Origin of the sequence: Microtetraspora glauca, from assembly GCF_040656155.1 — a bacterium.
Taxonomy (GTDB): Bacteria; Actinomycetota; Actinomycetes; order Streptosporangiales; family Streptosporangiaceae; genus Microtetraspora; species Microtetraspora glauca.
In genome coordinates this window covers 176,370-195,730 of record NZ_JBFALK010000013.1, presented here as the reverse complement: position 1 = coordinate 195,730, position 19,361 = coordinate 176,370, and the positions used below count along the sequence as shown (strand labels likewise).

The following is a 19,361-nucleotide window of genomic DNA, read 5'->3' as shown; positions in this document are numbered from 1 at the left end:
CGTCTTGACATTGACCCGGCGACCGGGCAGGGTGGTTCTCGTTGACGAGACGATCCGTCTTGTCTCGTTAATGTCCGATCGACTGAATGGAGTTCCGCCGATGACCACCGCCGATACCGCCACCACCGCCACTGCCGCCGGCCGCGTCTGGTTCGTGACCGGGGCCAGCCGTGGCCTGGGCCACGCGTTCGCCCGGGCCGCCCTGGAGCGCGGTGACCGGGTGGTCGCGGCCGCTCGCAGTACGGCATCGCTTGATGAACTCGCCGCCGAGCACGAGGGCCGGGTGCTGGCCCTCCCGCTGGACGTCACCGATCGCGCCGGAGTGTTCGCCGTCGTCGCCAGGGCCGTCGAGCACTTCGGGGGACTCGATGTCGTGGTGAACAACGCGGGGATCCTGTCATCCGGCATGATCGAGGAGTTCACCGAGGCCGAAGCCCGGGCTCAGATGGAGGTCAACTTCTTCGGAGCCCTGTGGGTGGGCCAGGCGGTCCTGCCGCACCTGCGGGCGCGACGGTCCGGGCACATCGTGCAGATCTCCAGCATCGCCGCGCTCGGAGGATTTCCGTCCACCGGCATGTACAGCGCGAGCAAGTTCGCCCTTGAGGGGCTGAGCGAGGCCCTGGCGATGGAGGCCGCGCCGTTCGGCGTCAAGGTGAGCATCGTCCAGCCCGGCGGCTACTGGACCGACCTGTACACGAGCATGACCTCGACCACTCCGAACGACGCGTACGCGCCACTGCGGGCCGCGTTGGAGAAGCAGTGGGCGGAAGGATCGGTGGACAGCGAGCCGCGCCTGGCCGCGGAGGCGGTGATGAAGCTGGTCGACAGCGATGATCCACCGCTGCGGCTGCTGCTCGGGAGCATGGTCTACGACCTGGCCTTCGACATCTCCCGGCGGCGGATGGACACCTGGGCCCGCTGGGAGCAGGTCAGTCGCGCCGCCGAGAAGGCCGTCCCCGCTCCCACCACCGGATGAACGGGGCGTCGGGCGATGGCTGCCATCGCCCGACCGACATGGGAAGGGCTTCCGCCACTCGGGGGCAATGGCGGAAGCCCTCATTCTTTAGTCGTCGCGGGGGAGGGAAGCGTTACACGATCTGGGCGAGCCAATTGCCGAGTAGCCGGTGGCCGTGTTCGGAGAGGATCGACTCGGGGTGGAACTGCACGCCTTCGATGGGGGCGTCGCGGTGGCGCAGGCCCATGACGACGCCTTCGGGGGTGGTGGCGGTGACCTCCAGCGCGTCCGGTACGCGGGTGACGGCGAGCGAGTGGTAGCGGGTCATGGTGACGGGTGAGGGGATGCCGGTGAAGACTCCCTTGCCGTCGTGGATGATCAGGCTGGTGCGGCCGTGCATGAGTTCGGGGGCGCGTGCGACGGTGCCGCCGTAGGCGACGGCGATGGCCTGGTGGCCGAGGCAGACGCCGAGCAGGGGAATTTTACGTTCGGCGCAGTGGTGGATCATGGGGATGCTGACTCCGGCGGCTTCGGGGGTGCCGGGGCCGGGGGAGACGAGCACGCCGTCGTATGGGTCGGCGTCGTCGACGGTGACGTCGTCGCGGGGGTGGACGTCGCAGGTGGCTCCGAGCTCGCGCAGGTACTGCACGATGGTGTGGACGAAGCTGTCGTGGTTGTCCACCACGAGGACACGGGCCGGGAATCGCGGTCGGTCGACCATGCAGACTATCCTTACTCGGAACTGCGCCCACTAACGAGGGAACTGCCGTGCCGAAGTCCAAGCTCCGTAAGAAGGCCGTCTACACGCCGCCGCAGAAGGCGCAGACGCTGAAGGTCAGCCCCCGGTGGCTCGCTCCGCTCATGGTGGTGTCCTGGATCCTGGGGATCGCCTGGATCGCGGTGTACTACATCGCGCCGACCGCGCCGGGTCTGGGTGCCCTGGGCAACTGGAACCTGCTGATCGGTTTCGGGCTGATCATCTTCGGTGTGGTCCTGTCGACGCGCTGGCGCTGACGAAGATTGTTGTCCACAGGGTTATCCACACCTGTGGACATTCGGATCATTGGATCGCGATCGCACCGTACGGTGGCAGGGTCAGCAGGATGACGGCCATGACCGCGAGCACGGCGACGACGGCGGCCAGCTGGACGGCGTTCCGGGATTTGCGCGGGGCGTAGACGAAGGCGGCGGCGACCGCCGTGCCGGTCACCAGGCCGCCGAGGTGGCCCTGCCAGCTGATCCCGGGGACGACGAAGGTCAGGACGATGTTGATCCCGATCAGCCAGAGCACGCCGCGGGCGTCGAAGCCGAGCTTCCTGGACACGACGAAGAGCGCGCCGAACATGCCGTAGATCGCGCCTGAGGCTCCGTATGCCCACAGGCCGAACAGGTAGACGGCGATGGAGCCGCCGAGTGCGGACAGCAGGTAGAGCGCGGCGAATCTGAGTGATCCGAGGCGGCGTTCGAGCTCGGGGCCGATGGCGTACAGCGCCCACATGTTGAACAGGATGTGCCAGAAGGACGGCGGCGGGGCGTGCAGGAACGCGCCGGTGAGCAGTCGCCACCATTCGCCGTAGAAGACGTAGACGGACGAGGTCGCGAACGTGTTGATGATCTCGTCGGCTCTGGTCAGCTCGGCGAGGTAGGCGAGCACGTTGATGATCAGCAGGGTCCAGGTCACGCGTGGTTTGGTGACGGCGGCCCCGCCGAACATCGCCCGGGCGTGGCGGACGCTCCGGTTGCCCTCCTGGACGCATTCGACGCACTGGTGGCCGACGGCGGCGTCGCGCATGCAGTCAGGGCAGATGGAGCGCTCGCAGCGCTGGCATCGCACGTATGTCTCGCGTTCGGGGTGCCGGTAGCAGGTCGGCGCGGCTTCGGCCCCCGGGTGCGTCGGCGGTGGCTGGGAGGTCATGGAGTCCTTCCGAAGGGCGTGTCCACGGCCTCCTAGCCTATAAGCCGTTTTTCACGAACGCTCGATGGTGACTTCCTCGAGCACCACGTCGTCGACGGGACGGTTCATCCGCCCGGTCGGGGTCTTGGCGATGGCGTCGACGACCTCGCTGCCCTCGATGACCTCACCGAAGATGGTGTGGCCCTGGTTGAGGTGGGGCTGCGGGGAGACCGTGATGAAGAACTGGGAGCCGTTGGTGCCCTTGCCGAAGCGCTTGCCGGCGTTGGCCATGGCGAGCAGGTAGGGACGGTTGAAGTTGTTCTCCGTGTGGATCTCGTCGTCGAAGTCGTAGCCGGGGCCGCCGATGCCCTGGCCGAGCGGGTCGCCACCCTGGATCATGAAGCCGCTGATGACACGGTGGAAGATCGTGCCGTCGTACAGCTTGTCGGTGCTCTTCTGGCCGGTCTCGGGGTGGGTCCACTCCCGGGTGCCTTCGGCCAGTTCGACGAAGTTCCGCACGGTCTTGGGCGCCTGGTTCGGCCAGAGCTTGATCCGGATGGTGCCGTGATTGGTGCGAAGGTTCGCGATGAGGTTGTCAGCCACGAGGGCCGCCCCCTTTTCATGCAGGTTTCGGTTGTCCGTTGAACTTCGGTGAACAGCGTAGCGAGCCCTCCTGCGGCGCCCGGTCATGATTGAGCCGCTTTGACACGGGAAGAGGGTCGTCACGGGGCCCCAACACCGGGGAGGTTTGTCGTGTCCCTGACACTCAGAAGACGCCGCGTGGAAGTACCGATTCCGCGGACGCGGCTGGGCCGTATGAAGGCCCAGGTGAGCCCGATGGTCAACAAGGTGACCCCGATCGCGGGCAAGGTGAGCCCGATGGTCGGGAAGGTGAGCCCGATGGTCGGCAACGCTCGGGACGTCACCGCCACGCGCATCACGGATGCCCGTGTGTGGGCGGCGCCCAAGCTGGACCAGGCCGCTCACTCGGTTGAGGAGCAGCTCGCGCCGATGGTGAGCTCGTTTCTCGCGGGTGCGGCCAGGCGGGTGGAACCGACGCCGGTGGCCAGGGCCCGGCGGCGCTGGCCGATACTGATGCTGTTCGCCGGCCTGGCCATCGGAGCGATCGGCGCGGTGATGTATCGCAACAGGTCCGAGCAGTGGGCCGAGAGCATGAAGGAAACCGCGTCGGAGACCACCAGGTGGGCCGGCGAGAAGGCCGAGCACGCCGGCACCAGGGCTGCCGAGAAGGCCAAGCAGGCCGGTTCCAGGACTGGCGACAAGGCCGACGAGATCGCGGGCAAGATCCAGTAGTGCGTACGGCCGGCGCTCCGGCGCCGGCCGCGGCACCTGCGGGCCGACGCCTCCGGGCGGGCGGCCCGTTCTCGTCCGCGCCGCCGTTCGCCCTGTGGCCGTTCGCCCTGTGGGCCGTCCGCGCTGTCATCCCTCGTGTGCCAGCCGCTCCAGCATCGTGGGGAGGCCGCCGTCGTGCAGCACGGTCAGCCGCCGGGTGGCCCGGGTGATGGCGACGTACAGGTCCTGACCACCCATGGGCGACTGGGCGAGGATCTCCTCGGGGGCGACGACCACCACCGCGTCGAACTCCAGTCCCTTGCACTGGTTCACGGTGAGCACGGCGACCGCCGACTCCAACGGGTCGGCTTCCTGCGGGAAGAGCGCGGCCGTCTCCGCGTGGCGCGCGTCGGGGGTGAGCACCGCGAGCGTGCCCTCTCCGATCGCTTCCAGTTCCTCCGCCACCAGGGCGCTCAGGTCCGTCCCCCGGTACGGCACGGCGCGGGGCCGCGCCTCACCGTCGCGTACGGACTCGGGGGGTTCCTGCTCCGGAGCGACCACCTTCAGCACGTCGGCGGCGACATCCATGATCTCCACCGGGGTGCGGTAGTTCACCATCAGCCGCTCCTCGCGCCAGCGGTCCTTGACGTACGGGTCGAGCATCTCGCCCCATGAGCGGGCGCCGGCCGCGGACCCGGTCTGCGCGATGTCACCGACGACGGTGAGGGAGCGCGCAGGGATGCGGCGCATGATGGCGCGCCAGGCCATCGCGGAGAGCTCCTGCGCCTCGTCCACGATCACATGCCCGTACGCCCAGGAGCGGTCGGCCGCCGCCCGCTGCGCCGTGGTGACGGCCCGGCCGGTGTCGTGGTGCCGCTCGGCGAGCGCGGTGGCCTCCATCATCCCCGTGAGGTCGGCGATCTCCAGCACGCCTCTGGCGTAGGTCTCCTCGTCCTGGCGTTCCTCCTCGGCGGCCCGCTCTCGCGCCCTGGCTTCGGCGTCGTCCTGGCCGAGGAGTTCGGCGGCCTCGTCGAGCAGGGGGACGTCCCCGACCGTCCAGGGCGCGCCCGCCCGGCGGAGCAGCAGGGAGCGCTCCTCGTCGCCGAGCAGCCCGGCCGTCGCCGCGCGCAGCCGGGCGGGATCCGAGAGCAGCTCGCCGACCAGCCGTTCGGGCGTGAGGTACGGCCACAGTTCCTCCAGTGCCGCGCGCACCGACGCCTGCTGCCACAGGGCCTCGCGCGCGTAGCGCAGGTCCTCCTCGTCGTACGGCCGGTCGAGGCTCCTGGCCTCGTCCACGGCGAGGCCCATGAGCACCTTGTTGACGAACACCCGCCGGGCGAGGTTGTGCGGTCTGCCGAGCGCGCGTGCCCGGTCACGGGCGCGCAGGCAGGCGCCGTGGTCCAGGCGAAGCGCCATCCGCTCGACGACCACCTCGACGCCGCCGCGGATCGAGGTGCGCACGTCGATCAGCACCTCCAGGTCGCCGTCCGGAACCCGCTGGCGGTCGCGTACGGCGGCCTCGATCACATCCGCCATCCGCAGGTCGCCCTTGAGGACTGCCACGGCGGGTTCGTCGTCCGCGGTCGCGTGCACGCCCGCGTGGAGTTCTCCGACGCTGGACAGGACCACCTCTGTCTCGCCGAGCGCGGGCAGGACCTGGCCGATGTAGCGGCTGAACATCGCGTTCGGGCCGACCACGAGCACACCCCGGCGTTCCAGCGTGGCGCGGTGCGCGTACAGGAGGTAGGCCGCCCGGTGGAGCGCGGCGACGGTCTTGCCGGTGCCGGGACCTCCCTGGACCACGAGCGCCCCTGGCAGGCCGGACCGGATCACGCGGTCCTGCTCCGTCTGGATGGTGGCCACGATGTCGCCCATCCGGCCGGTGCGGCCGCGCCGGAGCGTCGCCATCAGGGCGGCCTCGCCGACCAGGTTCCTCCGGTCGCTCTCGTCCATCCGGTCCAGGTCGAAGACCTCGTCGTCCAGTCCGGTGACCGTACGGCCGCGCGTGTGGATGTGCCTGCGGCGGACGAGGGACGCCGGATCGCCGGGAGTCGCGACGTAGAAGGGGCGGGCGACGGGGGCCCTCCAGTCGATCAGGACCGAGTCGTGCTCGTCGTCGCGCAGCCCGATCCTGCCGATGTAGTAGGTCTCGCCGCCGGTGTCGTCGATCCGCCCGAAGCACAGACCACGCTCGACCCCGGAGAGCTGGGCGACCCTGCGGGCGTGCTCGTCCGCGGAGACCTCCCGCTCGATGGCGGCCTGGCGGGTGCCGCCTCCACCACGGGCGAACACCGTGCTCAGTGCCGCTTCGGCGCGTTCCCGTGCGGTGTCGAGCCGGTCGTAGAGCATGGAGACGTAGGACTGTTCTTCCCTGAGAGCTTGCGCGGGTTGACGGCTCATCATGGCTTTGCTAGAATCCTATCGTTAGGTTCTTTGTCGGCCCATTTCTACAGAGGGTTGAGGATATCAGTTCTCCCCTCGCGTTGTCGTGTATCGCCGCCGTTCCCGTTCGCCATTCGTTCGTCGGCGCCGCCCGGAAGAGCTGGAACCCGTGCTCGCGCGGCCGTCAGGCTGCCCGCTCCACCTCGCCGACCAGCTCGAACCGACCAGCTCGAACAGAGTGGGTGACGACGGGCCTGGCGGCGCTCGCCGGGCGCAGGAGGACCGGCCGCCGCCGCGAGGTCGGTACGGCCGAGCCGAGCCGACCCACCCCTCGACGCCTCCGGCGTTCCCTTTTCGTTCCCTTTCGAGGACGCCTAACCGGATTCGCGGCACATGACGGCGATCACGAAAGATCTCCGGGGCACGCCCGATTTCAGAGACACGCCCGCTTCAGGGCCCGACCAGCTTTCAGAGCTCGACCAGCTTTCAGGGCTCGACCAGCCCGGCGCGGATGGCGTACTTGGTCAGCTCCAGCCGGTCGCGCATACCGAGTTTCTGCAGGATGTTCGCGCGGTGCCGGTCGACCGTCTTGACGCTGATGACCAGGGTCTCGGCGATCTCCTTGGAGGAGTTCCCCTCGGCTATCAGCTTGACGATCTCCTCCTCTCGCGGCGTGAGGATGCTGTCCGGAATCGCCTCGCCCTGCCGGCTGCGCTGCAGGTAGTCCCGGATGAGCGCGGTGACCGCCCCCGGGTAGAGGAACGGCTCTCCCCGTACGGCCGCCCGGCACGCTTCGAGGAGGTCGCGGTCGGCGACCGACTTGAGCACGTAGCCGGACGCCCCCGCCTTGAGCGACTCGAAGAGGTACTGCTCGTTGTCATACATCGACAGGATCAGGATGCGGATGCCGGGCGCGCGCCGGGATATCTCGCGCGCCGCCTGGATGCCCGTCATGCGGGGCATCGCGATGTCCAGGATCGCCAGGTCGACCTCCTCCTCGGAGGCGCGCTCGACCGCCTCCGCGCCGTCGGCCGCCTCGGCGACGACCATGAGGTCCGGCTCCGCGTCGATGATCAGCCGGAGGCCCTGGCGGACCAGTGCGTGATCGTCCGCCAGCAGGATCCGTGTCGTGGGCGAGTCCACCGGGTTCAACTCCGTTCCGCCGTCGGTTTCCCCGCGAGGGGGATGACGAGCCGTATCTCCGTGCCACCGCCGGGAGGCGAGGTGACGGTAAGGGACGCGCCGACGAGAAGCGCCCGCTCGCGCATGCCCCGGATGCCCGCGCCCTCCTGGAGCACCCCGCCACGGCCATTGTCCGCGACGCGCAGCACCACGGCGCCGGGCTCGGCCGTCAGCGACAGCTCCACCTGGGTGGCCTGGGAGTGCCGGGTCACGTTCGTCAGGCTCTCCTGCGTGATCCGGTAGATGACGAGCTCGACGTCTCCGCTCAGAGCGGGCAGGTCCGGGTCCGTCCGCCGGATCACCGACAGCTTGCTGACCTGGGCGACGTCCGTCGCCAGCGCGCTTAGGGCACTGAGCAGCCCCAGATCCTCCAGGACGCCCGGGCGCAGCCTGCGGGCGATCTGGCGTACCTCGTCCAGGCTGGAGCGGACCGTCTCCTGGACCGCGTGCAGGTCGTCGCGCAGGTCCTCGGGGGCGCGGTCGATCGCGCGCTTGAGGCCGAGCAGCACCACGGTGAGGGTCTGCCCGATCTCGTCGTGCAGCTCCCTGGCGATGCGGCCGCGCTCGGCCTCCTGGGCGGCCAGCGCGTGCGCGCTGCTGGTGCTGTGCTCGGCCTCCAGCCGGTCGAGCATGGCGTTGAAGGTGTCGACCAGATGGGTCAGGTCGCCGTTGCCGCGAAGCGCGAGGCGGTCACCGCTGGACCGCAGCAGGTCCACCCGCTGCATGAGCGTCGCGAGCGCGCCGAGCGGCGCGAGGCTCGCCCGCAGCAGCAGCGCGTTGGCGCCCAGGATCAGCGCGAGCCCGACCGTCAGGACCGGCACCTCTTTCAGAAGGACGGGAGAGGATACGGTGGCGGGGGAGAGCGCGAGGATCAGCGTGCCCGCGGTGAAGACGAGGCCGTTGATCATGAAGAGCCGCCAGAACAGCGTGCGCGGGGCCCTCCACCGCGCGCGGGCCGCCCGCGGCCGCCCGTCCGCCTGCCGGTCGGCGAGATTGCTCATATGACCACCGTGGTCGTAGCGAGGAGTGTTTGTCCATCGGGCGCGATGCTCATTCGCGCGCGTGGCCGCACCGTCCCACCTGCCGTTCCTACATGCCGCCCCCCTCCCGAGATGGGTGTTGGACCCGATGGTGTCCGGGGACCCCGCGCGACGAGACTTGAGACGGCGGGAGTCCGGGCTCTCGACGCCACGCGTCCAGGCTCCGGGAGTCCGGGCTCCTGACGTCCGGGCTCCGATCACCAGGGAGGAAGAGGTCATGCCCTTATCCGCGCGCTGAGGTCACCACCACGGACGAGGAACGGAGACACATCGGACATGGACATCGCCCGCACCACCGTCCCCGGCGTCGGCGTCCTGCACCACTGCAGCACGCGTGCCGGACAGCGATTCGGCGTGATGGTGGACGAAACCGACCGGCGCTCACTGCTGATCTACGAATCCTCCGACGACCCTGACGTGCCCAGGCAGACCATCGTCCTGGACAACGACGAGGCCGACCAGGTCGCCGACCTCCTGCGTGACCGGTCCGTCTCCGACCGGCTCGCCGTACTCGAACGACGGCTGGCCGAACTCTCCGGAAAGGCGTCATGACCCGCGCGGACACGGACGACCACGACAACGCACCCCAGACGGACGACGGGATGGTGACATGCAGGCGCGCGATATAGCGGTACAACTGCCCACGGTCACCTACGGAGATCCGGTCACCAGAGCGGTTCGGGTGATGACTCTCGGGCGCCTGCCCGGACTCATCGTCGTCGACGGCGGCGGCCGTCCCCGCGTCGTGCTGCCCGGTACGCAGGTGCTGCGGCTGGCCGTCCCCAGGACATACCAGGAGGATCCGGCCCTCGCCCGGACGGTGGACGAGGCCCACGCCGACCTGTTCTGGCAGGAGCTGGGCAACCGCACGGTGGGCGACTGCCTGCCGAGCCAGCTGGTCCGGCCGGTCATCGTGGCCCTGGACGCGACGCTGCTCGAAGTGGCGGCCGTGATGGCGTCCATGCGCAGCCCGTTGGTGGCGGTCGTCGACCGCTCGGGCGTGCTGGCCGGGGCGATCACCCTCGACGGGTTACTCACCGGTCTCGCGGTCTCCGACTCGGTCTCCGACTCGGACAGCTGACCGCGGCCCCCTCCTGACCGTTTCCGTGACACCCGCGTGCCGTCCTCTGGTCGCGTCCTCCGGCGGTTCCGCCGCCGGTCTCCGGACGGTTTCACCCGGGCTCCGGTGACGGGGCGGCACCGCCGCCCGCCTCTCGTCGTCTCAGCGCCATCACCCGCCGGGTGGTGACGGCGCCGCCGCACGCCCGCGCACCCCCAGCCCGGTTCCCGCGCGCCGCCGGCCGGCCCCGGTCCGCGGTGTCGCATGCCCGCATATCGTTCGGAGGCCCTCTCGTGCACCTCTTGTCCGCGGTGACGCCGTTCCGGTGCGTCCCGTCACCACGCTTCGCCGTACCGTCCGCGCGCTTCGCCGCCCGAGTCGTGACCGGGGTGCAGGCGGGACCGCCCGGGTGGACCGGATGAGCTCCATCGCCGCGCTCGCCATCTTCGTCGTCGCGTTCTTTCTCATCGCCACGGAGAAGGTCGACAAGGTCAAGGTGGTGCTCGTCGCCGCGGGGGCGATGGCGGTCCTCGGGCTGATCCCGGGGGCCCAGGTCTTCTTCTCCGAGCACGAGGGCATCGACTGGAACGTCATCTTCCTGCTCCTGGGCATGATGATCATCGTCGGGATCATCAAGCAGACGGGGCTGTTCGACTATCTCGCGATCTGGGCGGCCAAGAAGTCACGCGGCCGGCCGTACCGGCTCATGGTGATGCTGATGGTCATCACCGCCATCGCCTCGCCGTTCCTGGACAACGTCACCACGATCATGCTGGTGGCCCCGGTCACCGTCCTGGTGTGCAACCGCCTGCAGATCCCGGCGCAGCCGTACCTGATCGCGGAGGTCCTCGCCTCCAACATCGGCGGCGCCGCCACGCTCATCGGCGACCCGCCCAACATCATCATCGGTAGCCGGGCCGGGCTGACGTTCAACGACTTCCTGGTGCACATGACGCCGGTCGTCGTGATCATCTTCGTGGTGTTCGTGCTGTTCTCCGGGGTGCTGTTCCGGAAGTCGTTCCGGTACAACCCGGACCACGTGGCGTCCGTGATGGCGCTCCAGGAGCGGCGTGCCATCACCGACCCGCGCCTTCTGGTGCGCTGCCTGATCGTGCTCGGGCTCGTCATCACGGGATTCGGACTGCACGCCGTCGTGCACATCGAGCCCTCGATCGTCGCCCTGGTCGGCGCCGGGCTGATGATCATGGTCGCCCGTCCCGACGTACCGGAGGTCCTCCGCGAGGTCGAGTGGCCGACCCTGGTGTTCTTCATGGGCCTGTTCGTCATGGTCGCCGGGCTGGTGCACACCGGGGTCATCTCCACCATCGGCACCTGGGCCGTCAACGCGGTGGGCGACAACTACTTCGGAGCGGCGACGTCCCTGCTGTTCGGCTCCGCCGTGCTCGGCGCCTTCTTCGACAACATCCCGTACGTCGCGACCATGACCCCCGTCGTCGAGGGCCTGGTCGCCCAGGCGCCGGACGCGGCCGTGGGCCAGGCGCTGTGGTGGGCCTTCGCCCTGGGCGCCGACTTCGGCGGCAACGGCACGGCGGTGGCCGCGAGCGCCAACGTCGTGGCCGTCGGCATCGCGGCCAGGACCGGCCACAAGATCTCGTTCTGGCAGTTCACGAAGTACGGCATCGTCGTCACGATCCTCAGCACCGTGATGGCCTGGGTCTACGTCTGGCTCCGCTACTTCATGTGAGTCCACGGGTCTTCGGGTGAGCCCTCGAGGCCGCGCCTTCCACGAACCGGGGTCCCTGTCCCGTCCCGGGACAGGGACCCCGTCGGCGTGGTGGGACCGTGCCTCTGATCTCCGGTCGTATTTCCAGCCGCGTTTCTAGTGGAACGGCCGGGCGACCTGCTCGAGGACCTCGTCGGCGATGTCCATGAGTGACCGGGAAGGCGTGTCGTCGGACCCCTCCTCGTCGATCCAGATGTTGGCGGCGACCCGGAGCCCCATCAGGAACGCGGCCGCGAGAACGCGCGGACGCGGTGACGCGCCCGGGTCCTCGCCCTCGCGTACGGCGATGGCCTGCGCGAGCTCCCGCTCGACGCGGACGTGGTTGGCCATCTGCCTGGCCAGCAGAGACGGATGCCGCTTGGCGAGGTGCGTCTGGACGGCCCGCTCGCGGTTGGGCTCTCCGAGCTCCGCGTAGAGCGCGCGCGCCGCGTTGCACAGCGCCTGCCACGACGTCTCCTCCGCCGGCCGCTCGCGGAACGTGTTCACCAGGGACCAGATGCGCCGCTCCTCGCCGTAGAGGAGGGCGTCCTCCTTGCCGGCGAAGTAGTTGGAGAAGGTCCGGCGCGAGATGTTCGCGGCGTCGGCGATGGCCTCGACGGTGACGTTGTCCAGGCCGAACTCCAACACCAGCCGCATCGCGGCCTCGTGAACGGCCTGCCGTGTCTCGGCCTTCTTGCGCTCGCGCAGCCCCACCGTGGTGTCCATGGTTCCGGCAATCCTAGCGTCCGGGAATATCTGCCCACTGAGCAAAGTTGCTCACTGTGCATATATTATGCGATACGCAATCGTCTCGAAATCCCCTGCTACGGAGGCACCTCTTGAGCGCGCAGTCCGCGTCGCCGCCCGGCCCCGCGCCGATGACCCATCGGCAGATCATGGAAGCACTGAGCGGCCTGCTCCTCGTGCTGTTCGTGGCAATGATCAGTGGCACCGTCGTGTCGGTCGCCCTGCCCCAGATCATCGGCGCTCTCAACGGCACGCAGTCGCAGTACACCTGGGTCGTCACCGCATCACTGCTCGCGGCGACCGCGTCCACCCCCATCTGGGGCAAGCTGGCCGACCTGTTCAGCAAGAAGCTGCTGCTCCAGGCCTCCATCGTCATCTTCCTGATCGGCTCCCTGGCCTGCGGATTCGCCCAGAACACCGGACAGCTCATCGCCTTCCGCGCCTTCCAGGGGCTCGGCATGGGCGCGCTGCAGATCCTCGTCCAGGTCATCATCGCCGCGATGATCCCGCCCAAGGAGCGCGGCAAGTACAACGGCTACCTGGGCGGCGTCATGGCGGTCGCCACGGTCGGCGGACCCCTGCTCGGCGGCCTGATCGCCGACACCTCGTGGCTGGGCTGGCGGTGGTGTTTCTTCATCGCCGTGCCGTTCACCGTGATCGCGTTCGCCATGCTGCACAAGACGCTGAAGATCGCGACAGTGCGGCGGCCGGACACCAAGGTCGACTACGTCGGCGCCACCCTGATCGCGGCCGGCGTCAGCGTCCTGCTCATCTGGGTCACGTTCGTCGGCAACTCCTTCGACTGGATCTCCTGGCAGACGGCCGCCATGGTCGGCGGAGCCGTGATCGTCCTGGCCGCCGCGACGTTCGTCGAGTCCCGGGTGAAGGAGCCGGTCGTACCGCTGCACATCGTGCGCATGCGCACCCCGGCCCTCGCCATCGTGGCCAGCCTCGCCGTGGGCATGGCGATGTTCGGCGGTTCGGTGTTCCTCGGGCAGTACTTCCAGATCGGCCGCGGCTACAGCCCCACCGAGGCGGGCCTGCTCACCATCCCGATGATGTTCGGCGTGCTGGTGTCATCCACGATCTCGGGCCGGCTCATCTCCAGGAGCGGGAAGGTCAAGCCGTACATCGTGGTGGGCTCCGTCATGCTCACCCTCGGCTTCCTGTGCCTGTCCACGATCGACCACGAGACCTCGCTGGTCGTCATCGCCGCCGCCATGGTGCTGGTCGGCGCCGGCGTCGGCATGTCGATGCAGAACCTGGTCCTCGCGATCCAGAACACCGTCCCGCTGCGCGAGCTCGGCGCGGCCAGCGGCGCCGTCACCTTCTTCCGCTCCCTCGGCGGCACCATGGGCGTCTCGGTCCTGGGCGCGGTCCTGGCCAACCAGGTCGCCACGAACATCGCCGAAGGGCTGGCCAAGCTCGGCATCAAGGCGTCCGGCTCCCAGGGCGGCAACCTGAACATCGCCGCCCTGCCCGAGCCGGTGAAGACCATCGTGCGCGCGGCGTACGGCGACGCCACCGGCCACATCTTCCTCGTCTCCGCGGGGATCTCGGTCATCGGCATCATCGCCGTCCTGTTCCTCCCCTCGATCAGACTGCGCGAGAGCGTGGACCTGGCCGCGCCCGCGAAGGTGGAGGAGCCGGCGCCCGCGCACTGACGTCACGCCCCGCCTTCGCGTTCCACCTCCGCCGTCGCGCCCGGTCCGTCAGTACGGCACCGCGCGGCGGCGGCGCGTGAGGGCGATCCGGACGAGGATCAGCGCGCTGATGAGCGTCACCACCACGATCAGCCCGAGCACCATCGTCAGCGGGGAGTCCAGAGCGGCCGGCGCTCCCCGGCCACCGGAATCCTCCGGGAAGGTGAGGGTGCCGGTCACCTCGTGCTCGACCCGGCCGCTGCGCACGGTGAGCCGGAACTTCCACGGCCCGTCCGGCAGCCGGTCGTCCAGCAGGACGGATATGGAGCCCTCGTCTCCGGGGGCCAGGGTCGTGCCGCTGACGATCCGGAACGGGCCGGCCCGCACCGAGCCGGGGCCGTCGGACAGCGTGAGCTGCCCGCCCAGGTCGAGGGCACGCTTGCCGGTGTTGCGGACTCCCGCCGTGATCGCCGGCCTGCCGTCCTCGGTACGCCGCGGGATCACGTCGCTGATCCGGAACTCCGACGGCGGATCGCCTCCCGGACCGACATCGAGATAGGCCCGGATCCCGACCCGGTTGACGAGGGCGACGTTCCCTTTCTCCCCCGGCTCGCCGGAGGAGACCTGTGCCCAGATGACGGCGTACTGCTCCCCCTTGGTCGCCGAATCGGGCACGCCGATCGTGGCCTTCACCTCCGAACTGCCGTGCGGCGGCAGATCGACTTCGGAGCGGTTGAGTGTGATCCACCGGCTCAGCTCGTTCGGGGTGCGGCCCGGTGCGAACGTGAACCTGCCATGGTCGATGTCGGCCGCGGCGGTGTAGATCTCCACATGTTGCCGCCTGGACGAGCTGCTGTTGACCTCCAGCCGCCGGGTGAAGGTGGTGCCGGGATTGACGTGGTCGACGATGAAGACGTGTGCGCGGGGGTCGTCCATCCGGTTCTTCGGCGCTTCCAGCAGCTTGATCCCGATGGCGCCCTTCGTGTCCGGACGTCGTGCGTCCGCGGCCGAGGCCGTGCCCGCCGGTCCGCTGAGCACTCCGTACAGGGGGAGCGCGAGCAGCGTCGCCAGCAGGCACGGCCGTACGAGGGGGTTACGCAACAGAGTGGTCCACCGTGCCGGTGTACGTGCCCGCGACGGCGCCGGCCGGGACGTTCACCACGATGGTCGGGTTCCAGGTCGCGCTGTTGACACCGGATCCGGTCGTCTTGCTGAACGCGGTGCGCGAGACGTCGATCGACTGCGCGGCGGCGGCGTTGGCCTGGCCGGGAACGAAGGTGCCGCTGCCGGTGGTGGCGGTCGCGGCGCCCGACCAGTACAGGACGTCGGTGTTGGGAATGGTCTCCGGGGCGGTGCCGCCTCCCGTCTTGAACCCGCCGGTGGCGGCGATCACGGACGCGACCCAGGTGGCCGCGAGCGCGGCACGCTCGTCCGACACCTGGACCGAGCCGAGCTGTCCACTGATCTGCCCCCCTGGCGCCCCGCTTCCGATGTTGACCGGGCCGTCGGGAACGTTGATCGTCAAGCCGTTGGGCGCGTTGACGGTGAAGTTCACAGTGGTGGGACATGTGGTGGACGCGGGGCAGGTGCCCGCCTGTGCCGGTAACGCGGCCACCATGGCCGCAACCAGGCTCGCGACTCCCGAACACACCAGGCCGAGACGGCTTGCAGACACGGCCGCTCCTCTTCATCGGATCCACGCCCAGGTCAGGGCGTACTTACGCGGCTCATCCTGTGCGGCGAAGATCGACGCGAAGGCGCGCCGGCGTGATGTCTGCCAACTCTTCAGCGCGGCTTGTCGGACTCTTGGAGCGGGCGTCCTATGCCACCGAGTGGTTGACCGTACCCGTGTAGGTGCCGGGCAGGGCGGTGACCGGCACGTGCACGACGATGGTCGGGTTCCAGGAGGCGGTGTTGTTCCCTGCAGCGCCGGCGTCGGTGTGGGTGAACGCCGTGCGCGAGACGTTCAGCGACTGCGCGGCCGCCGCGTGCAGCTGGCCGGGGGTGAAGGTGCCTGGTCCGGTGGTGGCGGTCGCCGGGCCCGACCAGTAGAAGATGTCGCTGCTGGGGATCGTCTCCGCGAGTGTCCCGCCGCCCGTGGTGAAGTTCGTCGCGGAGACGGTGGCGACCCAGTCGCCCCCGCCCCTGGTGTCGCTCACCTGCACCGTGGTGAGCGTCCGGCTGATCTGCCCGCCCGCGAACCCGCTGAGCAGGCTTCTCGTGCCGGGAACGGTGATCGTCAGGTCGTTCTGGCGTTTTCCCAGGGGCGCGACGGTGAGCACGTCGGAGCGGGTCGTCCCCATCGGGGGAGTCACCGCGGCCACCGTGGAGCCGAGGGCGAGCAATACCACCGCCGGCAATCCGACGCGGATCATCATCGCGACTCCCCTCCGGAAGGTTCCCGGCACCGTGGACCCATCTTTAGGCCACCGAGGGTAGCAGGGGAGTTACGCCTTGCCATCGCATCGTCGTACCCGCGGGTTGCCGCCGCGAAGCCCCGACGTACGGCCAACGGCCGGTCTCCGGTTCACTCGGGGAACCGGAGACCGGCCATGGACACGTGCGATCTACTCGGCGACGGTGACCCGGACGACCTCGCCCTTGCCGGGCGCGTACGGGTTCTGCGAGACGTAGACCGAGCCGTCGTCGGCGAGGGCCATGCCGATCGGGGCCTTCAGCGTGCCCGGCTTGAGCAGCTCGGTGCGGCTGCCGTCCGCCTCGATCCGGTACAGCGTGGTCAGCGGCTGGCCGCTGGCCGGGACCTTGCCGACCGATCCCAGGATGACCATGCGGTCCTTGGCGTCGAAGGCGACGTCCACCACGGTGGTGAAGCCCTTGGCCGCCACCGTCGGCTTGCCCTTGCCGGACAGGCGGAACACCCGGGCCGCACCCTCGGGCTGCGGGAATCCGGCGTGCTCGGCGACGTAGTACGCGCCGTCGGGGCCACGGGTGATGCCCATCGGCACCGACTGCAGCGGCAGCTTGGACCCCTTGGGCATCTTCAGCGCCGGAGGAGCGTCCGCGCTGCGGGCGTGGAAGACCGCCCGCGTGCTGATCTTGCCCTTCGCGCTGACCTTCAGCACGTCGTTGCCGCCGACGTCGGTGACGAGCGCCCCGCCGTCCGGCGTGGCCACGACACCGAAGGGATAGGCGTCGACACTGCTTCCCTTGTCCTTGCCGTCGGGGTTGTGCTTGACCTCGTGCGCCACCAGGTCGGCGACCCGGACGACCTTGCCCTTGCCGTCGATGCTGAGCAGTGTCCCCAGGGTGCGCGCCTTCGGGCCCAGCTTGGCGCGCAGCTTGGCGTCACCGCCGAGGCCGATGGTGACCAGCATGCGGCCGTCGTCGGCGACCGCCACGTCGTGCGGTCCCAGGCCGAAGCCGCCGGACGCGGCGGAGGGCAGTTTGGAGAGGACGGTGGACGTGGCGCCGTCCTTGATCTTGATGATCTTCCCGGAGGTGCCGAAGCACATCTTCTCGGGCTTGGTGCCGGGCTCGGCGGGCATCGTGGCACATTTGATCTTCCCGCCGCTGCCGGCCAGGGCCACGTACAGCGCCCCGTCCGGCCCGAAGGACAGGCCGCGCGGGTTGTCGAGGCCCTTGGCGACCACGGTCACGGCGTCGTCCGCGGTCGCGGCGGTCGCGGCGGTCATGGACGCCTGGAAGGACAGTACGGCAAGGCCCCCGGTGGCAGCCGCGAGCAGACGGCGGCGCGGTGTGGTGATACGGCTCATGTGACCCCCTGTGAAGGAACAGCCGGGCCAGAACCAACGGCGACCCAGCCGCAATAAACAGGGAGAAAGGTATGTTCGGCCGCGAATCCCGGTAATCCACCCCGCGAGGGATTCGTTGTCCATCATGATGATGACCCTGTTTTGCGGGTTGAGGGAGCTCGACCTGCGACCGGGCGGTCGACCGGGGACGGCACGGCCGCGCCGTACCGGGTGCGGAAAAGGAGCGACCCCCGGGAACCTGTCCTTGCCCCGGGGGGTCTGGAGGCCGTCATATCCGACGCCGTTTCGTTCAAGAGTGCAATTCACCGCGAAAGCCCGAGGCTAGAGTGACCGCATGTCCCCTGATCTGTACGGTCTCCTCCGGCATCGGTACGGCACGCATTGAGCGCGATCGTCCCCGAGGGCATCCGTACCGACCGGTTGCTGCTCCTGCCGCTTCGCGTCGAGCACGCCGAGGAGATGGCCGCGGTGCTGTCGGATCCGGGTCTGCACACCTTCGTCGGCGGGGTGCCGGCCGAACCGGAGGCCCTGCGCTCCCGCTACCGGCGGATGATCGCCGGTTCACCCGATCCCGCCGTGTCATGGTGCAACTGGGTCATCCGGCTCGATGAGGAGGCATGTCTGACGGGTACCGTCCAGGCGACCGTCGGCCCCTCCGCGAACGGTCTCGTCGCCGAGATCGCCTGGGTGGTGGGGACGCCCTGGCAAGGCCGCGGAATCGCCACCGAAGCGGCCCGCGGTCTCGTCTCCTGGCTCGCCGGGAAACCGGTACAACGCGTCATCGCCCATATCCATCCGGACCATCAGGCGTCCGCGGCCGTCGCCACCGCCGCCGGTCTCACGCCCACCGGCCGATGGCAGGACGGAGAGATCCGATGGAGCCTGGACCTCGGGCGATGACGGGCAGCCGCGGGCCCGGCCTCGCCTGGACCTCCGGCCGTCTCGTTTCTGGTCGAGGTTCATCCGGAAAGCCTGACATATCGGGCGTCAGCCGGTCATGTGCTCTGGGTTCTCCGCCGGAAGCGCCGCCCATACCTTCAGGCAGGCTGACCTCACGATCGGGCGGGTGAGCCCCTGATGGTCACACGACGCGGGGGACACGGTGGCCCGTCGGCGGCGCGGAGCGCCCGTACGGCAGGAGACGCGGGCCGGTCAGCGGATCGCCGGACATGGAGATCACGCGCCTGCATATCCGAAGATCGCTACGGCGTGGGAGGCTTGCCTGACCGGTACGACATCCCTGCGTGTTCTTCACCCCTCGAAGAACCGTGAGGGGGTGTCCCGATCCTGACGAGATCCGGGAGAGCTGATGGAGCACAGGGGCGCCCTCCGGCCTTATCACGAACTGCCGGGCCTTGAGCATCTGTACCTGGAGGACTCCTACCTCCTTCAATTGATCGAGAGCGATGAAAGCCTGACCTTCGTCGTCGAAGCGGCGTTGAGGGAGGGCCACCCGCAGTGGCATCCGGCCAAGCCCGGCAAGCAGTACTGCTACCGGCAGGTGCGCATCGCCTTCCCCAACCCGTCACAGATCGACTGGGTCGAGCGCACGTTCCAGCCCTTCAAGGACCGGTACGGAGACATCGACTACGGGAACATCGATGATTTCAGGTGGGACGGCTCCTGGTTCAGGCTGCTGGGCTGGTGGGGCCACGTGGAGATCACCTCCGCACCCCCGGTGGTCACGGATCACGTCCCGGCGTGAGGA

The 19,361-nt window shown here is 69.2% G+C and carries 20 protein-coding genes; 9 read left to right on the top strand and 11 right to left on the bottom strand.

Features of this window, described 5'->3' with window-relative positions:
* The first annotated feature begins 100 nt into the window (after nucleotides 1-100).
* On the top strand, nucleotides 101-976 hold the full coding sequence (locus AB0I59_RS23890; RefSeq protein WP_358136109.1) for an SDR family oxidoreductase: 876 nt from the start codon (nucleotides 101-103) through the stop codon (nucleotides 974-976).
* Nucleotides 977-1,088: 112 nt separating this feature from the next.
* Here AB0I59_RS23890 and AB0I59_RS23885 read toward each other — a convergent pair whose 3' ends face one another.
* A complete protein-coding gene (locus tag AB0I59_RS23885; RefSeq protein WP_061255946.1) occupies nucleotides 1,089-1,676 on the bottom strand; it encodes an anthranilate synthase component II in 588 nt (195 codons plus the stop codon).
* A 47-nt stretch (nucleotides 1,677-1,723) separates the two neighbouring features.
* Between AB0I59_RS23885 and AB0I59_RS23880 the strand changes: the two genes are divergently transcribed.
* Entirely contained in the window at nucleotides 1,724-1,969 is a 246-nt protein-coding gene (locus tag AB0I59_RS23880; RefSeq protein WP_061255948.1) for a cell division protein CrgA, read from the top strand.
* Between the two features lie 46 nt (nucleotides 1,970-2,015).
* Here AB0I59_RS23880 and AB0I59_RS23875 read toward each other — a convergent pair whose 3' ends face one another.
* Nucleotides 2,016-2,870 carry a rhomboid family intramembrane serine protease gene (locus tag AB0I59_RS23875; RefSeq protein WP_061255951.1) on the bottom strand — a complete coding sequence of 285 codons (855 nt, stop codon included), beginning with the start codon at nucleotides 2,868-2,870 and terminating at the stop codon, nucleotides 2,016-2,018.
* A 51-nt stretch (nucleotides 2,871-2,921) separates the two neighbouring features.
* Nucleotides 2,922-3,452, bottom strand: coding sequence for a peptidylprolyl isomerase (locus tag AB0I59_RS23870; RefSeq protein WP_061255953.1), 531 nt, complete (start codon nucleotides 3,450-3,452; stop codon nucleotides 2,922-2,924).
* 177 nt (nucleotides 3,453-3,629) lie between these two features.
* Between AB0I59_RS23870 and AB0I59_RS23865 the strand changes: the two genes are divergently transcribed.
* Nucleotides 3,630-4,163, top strand: coding sequence for a hypothetical protein (locus AB0I59_RS23865; RefSeq protein ID WP_358136105.1), 534 nt, complete (start codon nucleotides 3,630-3,632; stop codon nucleotides 4,161-4,163).
* A gap of 126 nt (nucleotides 4,164-4,289) precedes the next feature.
* Here the strand turns inward: AB0I59_RS23865 and AB0I59_RS23860 are convergent, their stop codons facing one another.
* From AB0I59_RS23860 to AB0I59_RS23850, 3 genes are all read right to left on the bottom strand, one after another.
* Nucleotides 4,290-6,545 (bottom strand): HelD family protein, encoded by a 2,256-nt coding sequence (locus AB0I59_RS23860; protein WP_061255957.1) that lies wholly within the window; start codon nucleotides 6,543-6,545, stop codon nucleotides 4,290-4,292.
* 465 nt (nucleotides 6,546-7,010) lie between these two features.
* A complete protein-coding gene (locus AB0I59_RS23855; protein WP_061255959.1) occupies nucleotides 7,011-7,667 on the bottom strand; it encodes a response regulator in 657 nt (218 codons plus the stop codon).
* Nucleotides 7,668-7,672: 5 nt separating this feature from the next.
* Complete coding sequence (locus tag AB0I59_RS23850; RefSeq protein ID WP_082776911.1) at nucleotides 7,673-8,707, bottom strand: sensor histidine kinase; 1,035 nt, start codon at nucleotides 8,705-8,707, stop codon at nucleotides 7,673-7,675.
* 315 nt (nucleotides 8,708-9,022) lie between these two features.
* Between AB0I59_RS23850 and AB0I59_RS23845 the strand changes: the two genes are divergently transcribed.
* The 3 genes from AB0I59_RS23845 to AB0I59_RS23835 all read left to right on the top strand — a co-directional run bounded on the left by AB0I59_RS23845 (nucleotide 9,023) and on the right by AB0I59_RS23835 (nucleotide 11,511).
* The gene (locus AB0I59_RS23845; protein ID WP_358136101.1) at nucleotides 9,023-9,298 is read left to right on the top strand and encodes a cation:proton antiporter regulatory subunit; all 276 of its coding nucleotides are present in this window, start codon (nucleotides 9,023-9,025) and stop codon (nucleotides 9,296-9,298) included.
* Between the two features lie 58 nt (nucleotides 9,299-9,356).
* On the top strand, nucleotides 9,357-9,827 hold the full coding sequence (locus AB0I59_RS23840) for a CBS domain-containing protein (RefSeq protein WP_358136098.1): 471 nt from the start codon (nucleotides 9,357-9,359) through the stop codon (nucleotides 9,825-9,827).
* A gap of 397 nt (nucleotides 9,828-10,224) precedes the next feature.
* Nucleotides 10,225-11,511 (top strand): ArsB/NhaD family transporter, encoded by a 1,287-nt coding sequence (locus AB0I59_RS23835; protein ID WP_358136096.1) that lies wholly within the window; start codon nucleotides 10,225-10,227, stop codon nucleotides 11,509-11,511.
* Nucleotides 11,512-11,646: 135 nt separating this feature from the next.
* On the opposite strand, the gene AB0I59_RS23830 is transcribed toward AB0I59_RS23835, so the two are convergent.
* Nucleotides 11,647-12,255, bottom strand: coding sequence for a TetR/AcrR family transcriptional regulator (locus tag AB0I59_RS23830; RefSeq protein ID WP_061255965.1), 609 nt, complete (start codon nucleotides 12,253-12,255; stop codon nucleotides 11,647-11,649).
* A 170-nt stretch (nucleotides 12,256-12,425) separates the two neighbouring features.
* On the opposite strand from AB0I59_RS23830, the gene AB0I59_RS23825 reads away from it, so the two are divergent.
* Nucleotides 12,426-13,940, top strand: a complete 1,515-nt coding sequence (locus AB0I59_RS23825) for an MDR family MFS transporter (protein ID WP_358136239.1) — start codon at nucleotides 12,426-12,428, stop codon at nucleotides 13,938-13,940.
* Nucleotides 13,941-13,988: 48 nt separating this feature from the next.
* Here AB0I59_RS23825 and AB0I59_RS23820 read toward each other — a convergent pair whose 3' ends face one another.
* The 4 genes from AB0I59_RS23820 to AB0I59_RS23805 form a co-directional block, all read right to left on the bottom strand.
* Nucleotides 13,989-15,020 carry a hypothetical protein gene (locus AB0I59_RS23820; protein WP_358136093.1) on the bottom strand — a complete coding sequence of 344 codons (1,032 nt, stop codon included), beginning with the start codon at nucleotides 15,018-15,020 and terminating at the stop codon, nucleotides 13,989-13,991.
* Entirely contained in the window at nucleotides 15,013-15,594 is a 582-nt protein-coding gene (locus tag AB0I59_RS23815; RefSeq protein ID WP_082776913.1) for a hypothetical protein, read from the bottom strand. The genes AB0I59_RS23820 and AB0I59_RS23815 overlap by 8 nt, the downstream gene beginning before the upstream one ends.
* A gap of 145 nt (nucleotides 15,595-15,739) precedes the next feature.
* A complete protein-coding gene (locus AB0I59_RS23810) occupies nucleotides 15,740-16,297 on the bottom strand; it encodes a hypothetical protein (protein WP_358136090.1) in 558 nt (185 codons plus the stop codon).
* Nucleotides 16,298-16,486: 189 nt separating this feature from the next.
* Nucleotides 16,487-17,653, bottom strand: coding sequence for a ScyD/ScyE family protein (locus tag AB0I59_RS23805; protein WP_061255973.1), 1,167 nt, complete (start codon nucleotides 17,651-17,653; stop codon nucleotides 16,487-16,489).
* Between the two features lie 381 nt (nucleotides 17,654-18,034).
* Between AB0I59_RS23805 and AB0I59_RS23800 the strand changes: the two genes are divergently transcribed.
* Together AB0I59_RS23800 and AB0I59_RS23795 are read left to right on the top strand one after the other, a co-directional pair.
* Nucleotides 18,035-18,553: a GNAT family N-acetyltransferase gene (locus AB0I59_RS23800; RefSeq protein ID WP_358136087.1), complete on the top strand. Its 519-nt coding sequence runs from the start codon at nucleotides 18,035-18,037 to the stop codon at nucleotides 18,551-18,553.
* A gap of 409 nt (nucleotides 18,554-18,962) precedes the next feature.
* Nucleotides 18,963-19,358 carry a hypothetical protein gene (locus tag AB0I59_RS23795; protein ID WP_061255976.1) on the top strand — a complete coding sequence of 132 codons (396 nt, stop codon included), beginning with the start codon at nucleotides 18,963-18,965 and terminating at the stop codon, nucleotides 19,356-19,358.
* Nucleotides 19,359-19,361 lie beyond the last annotated feature (3 nt).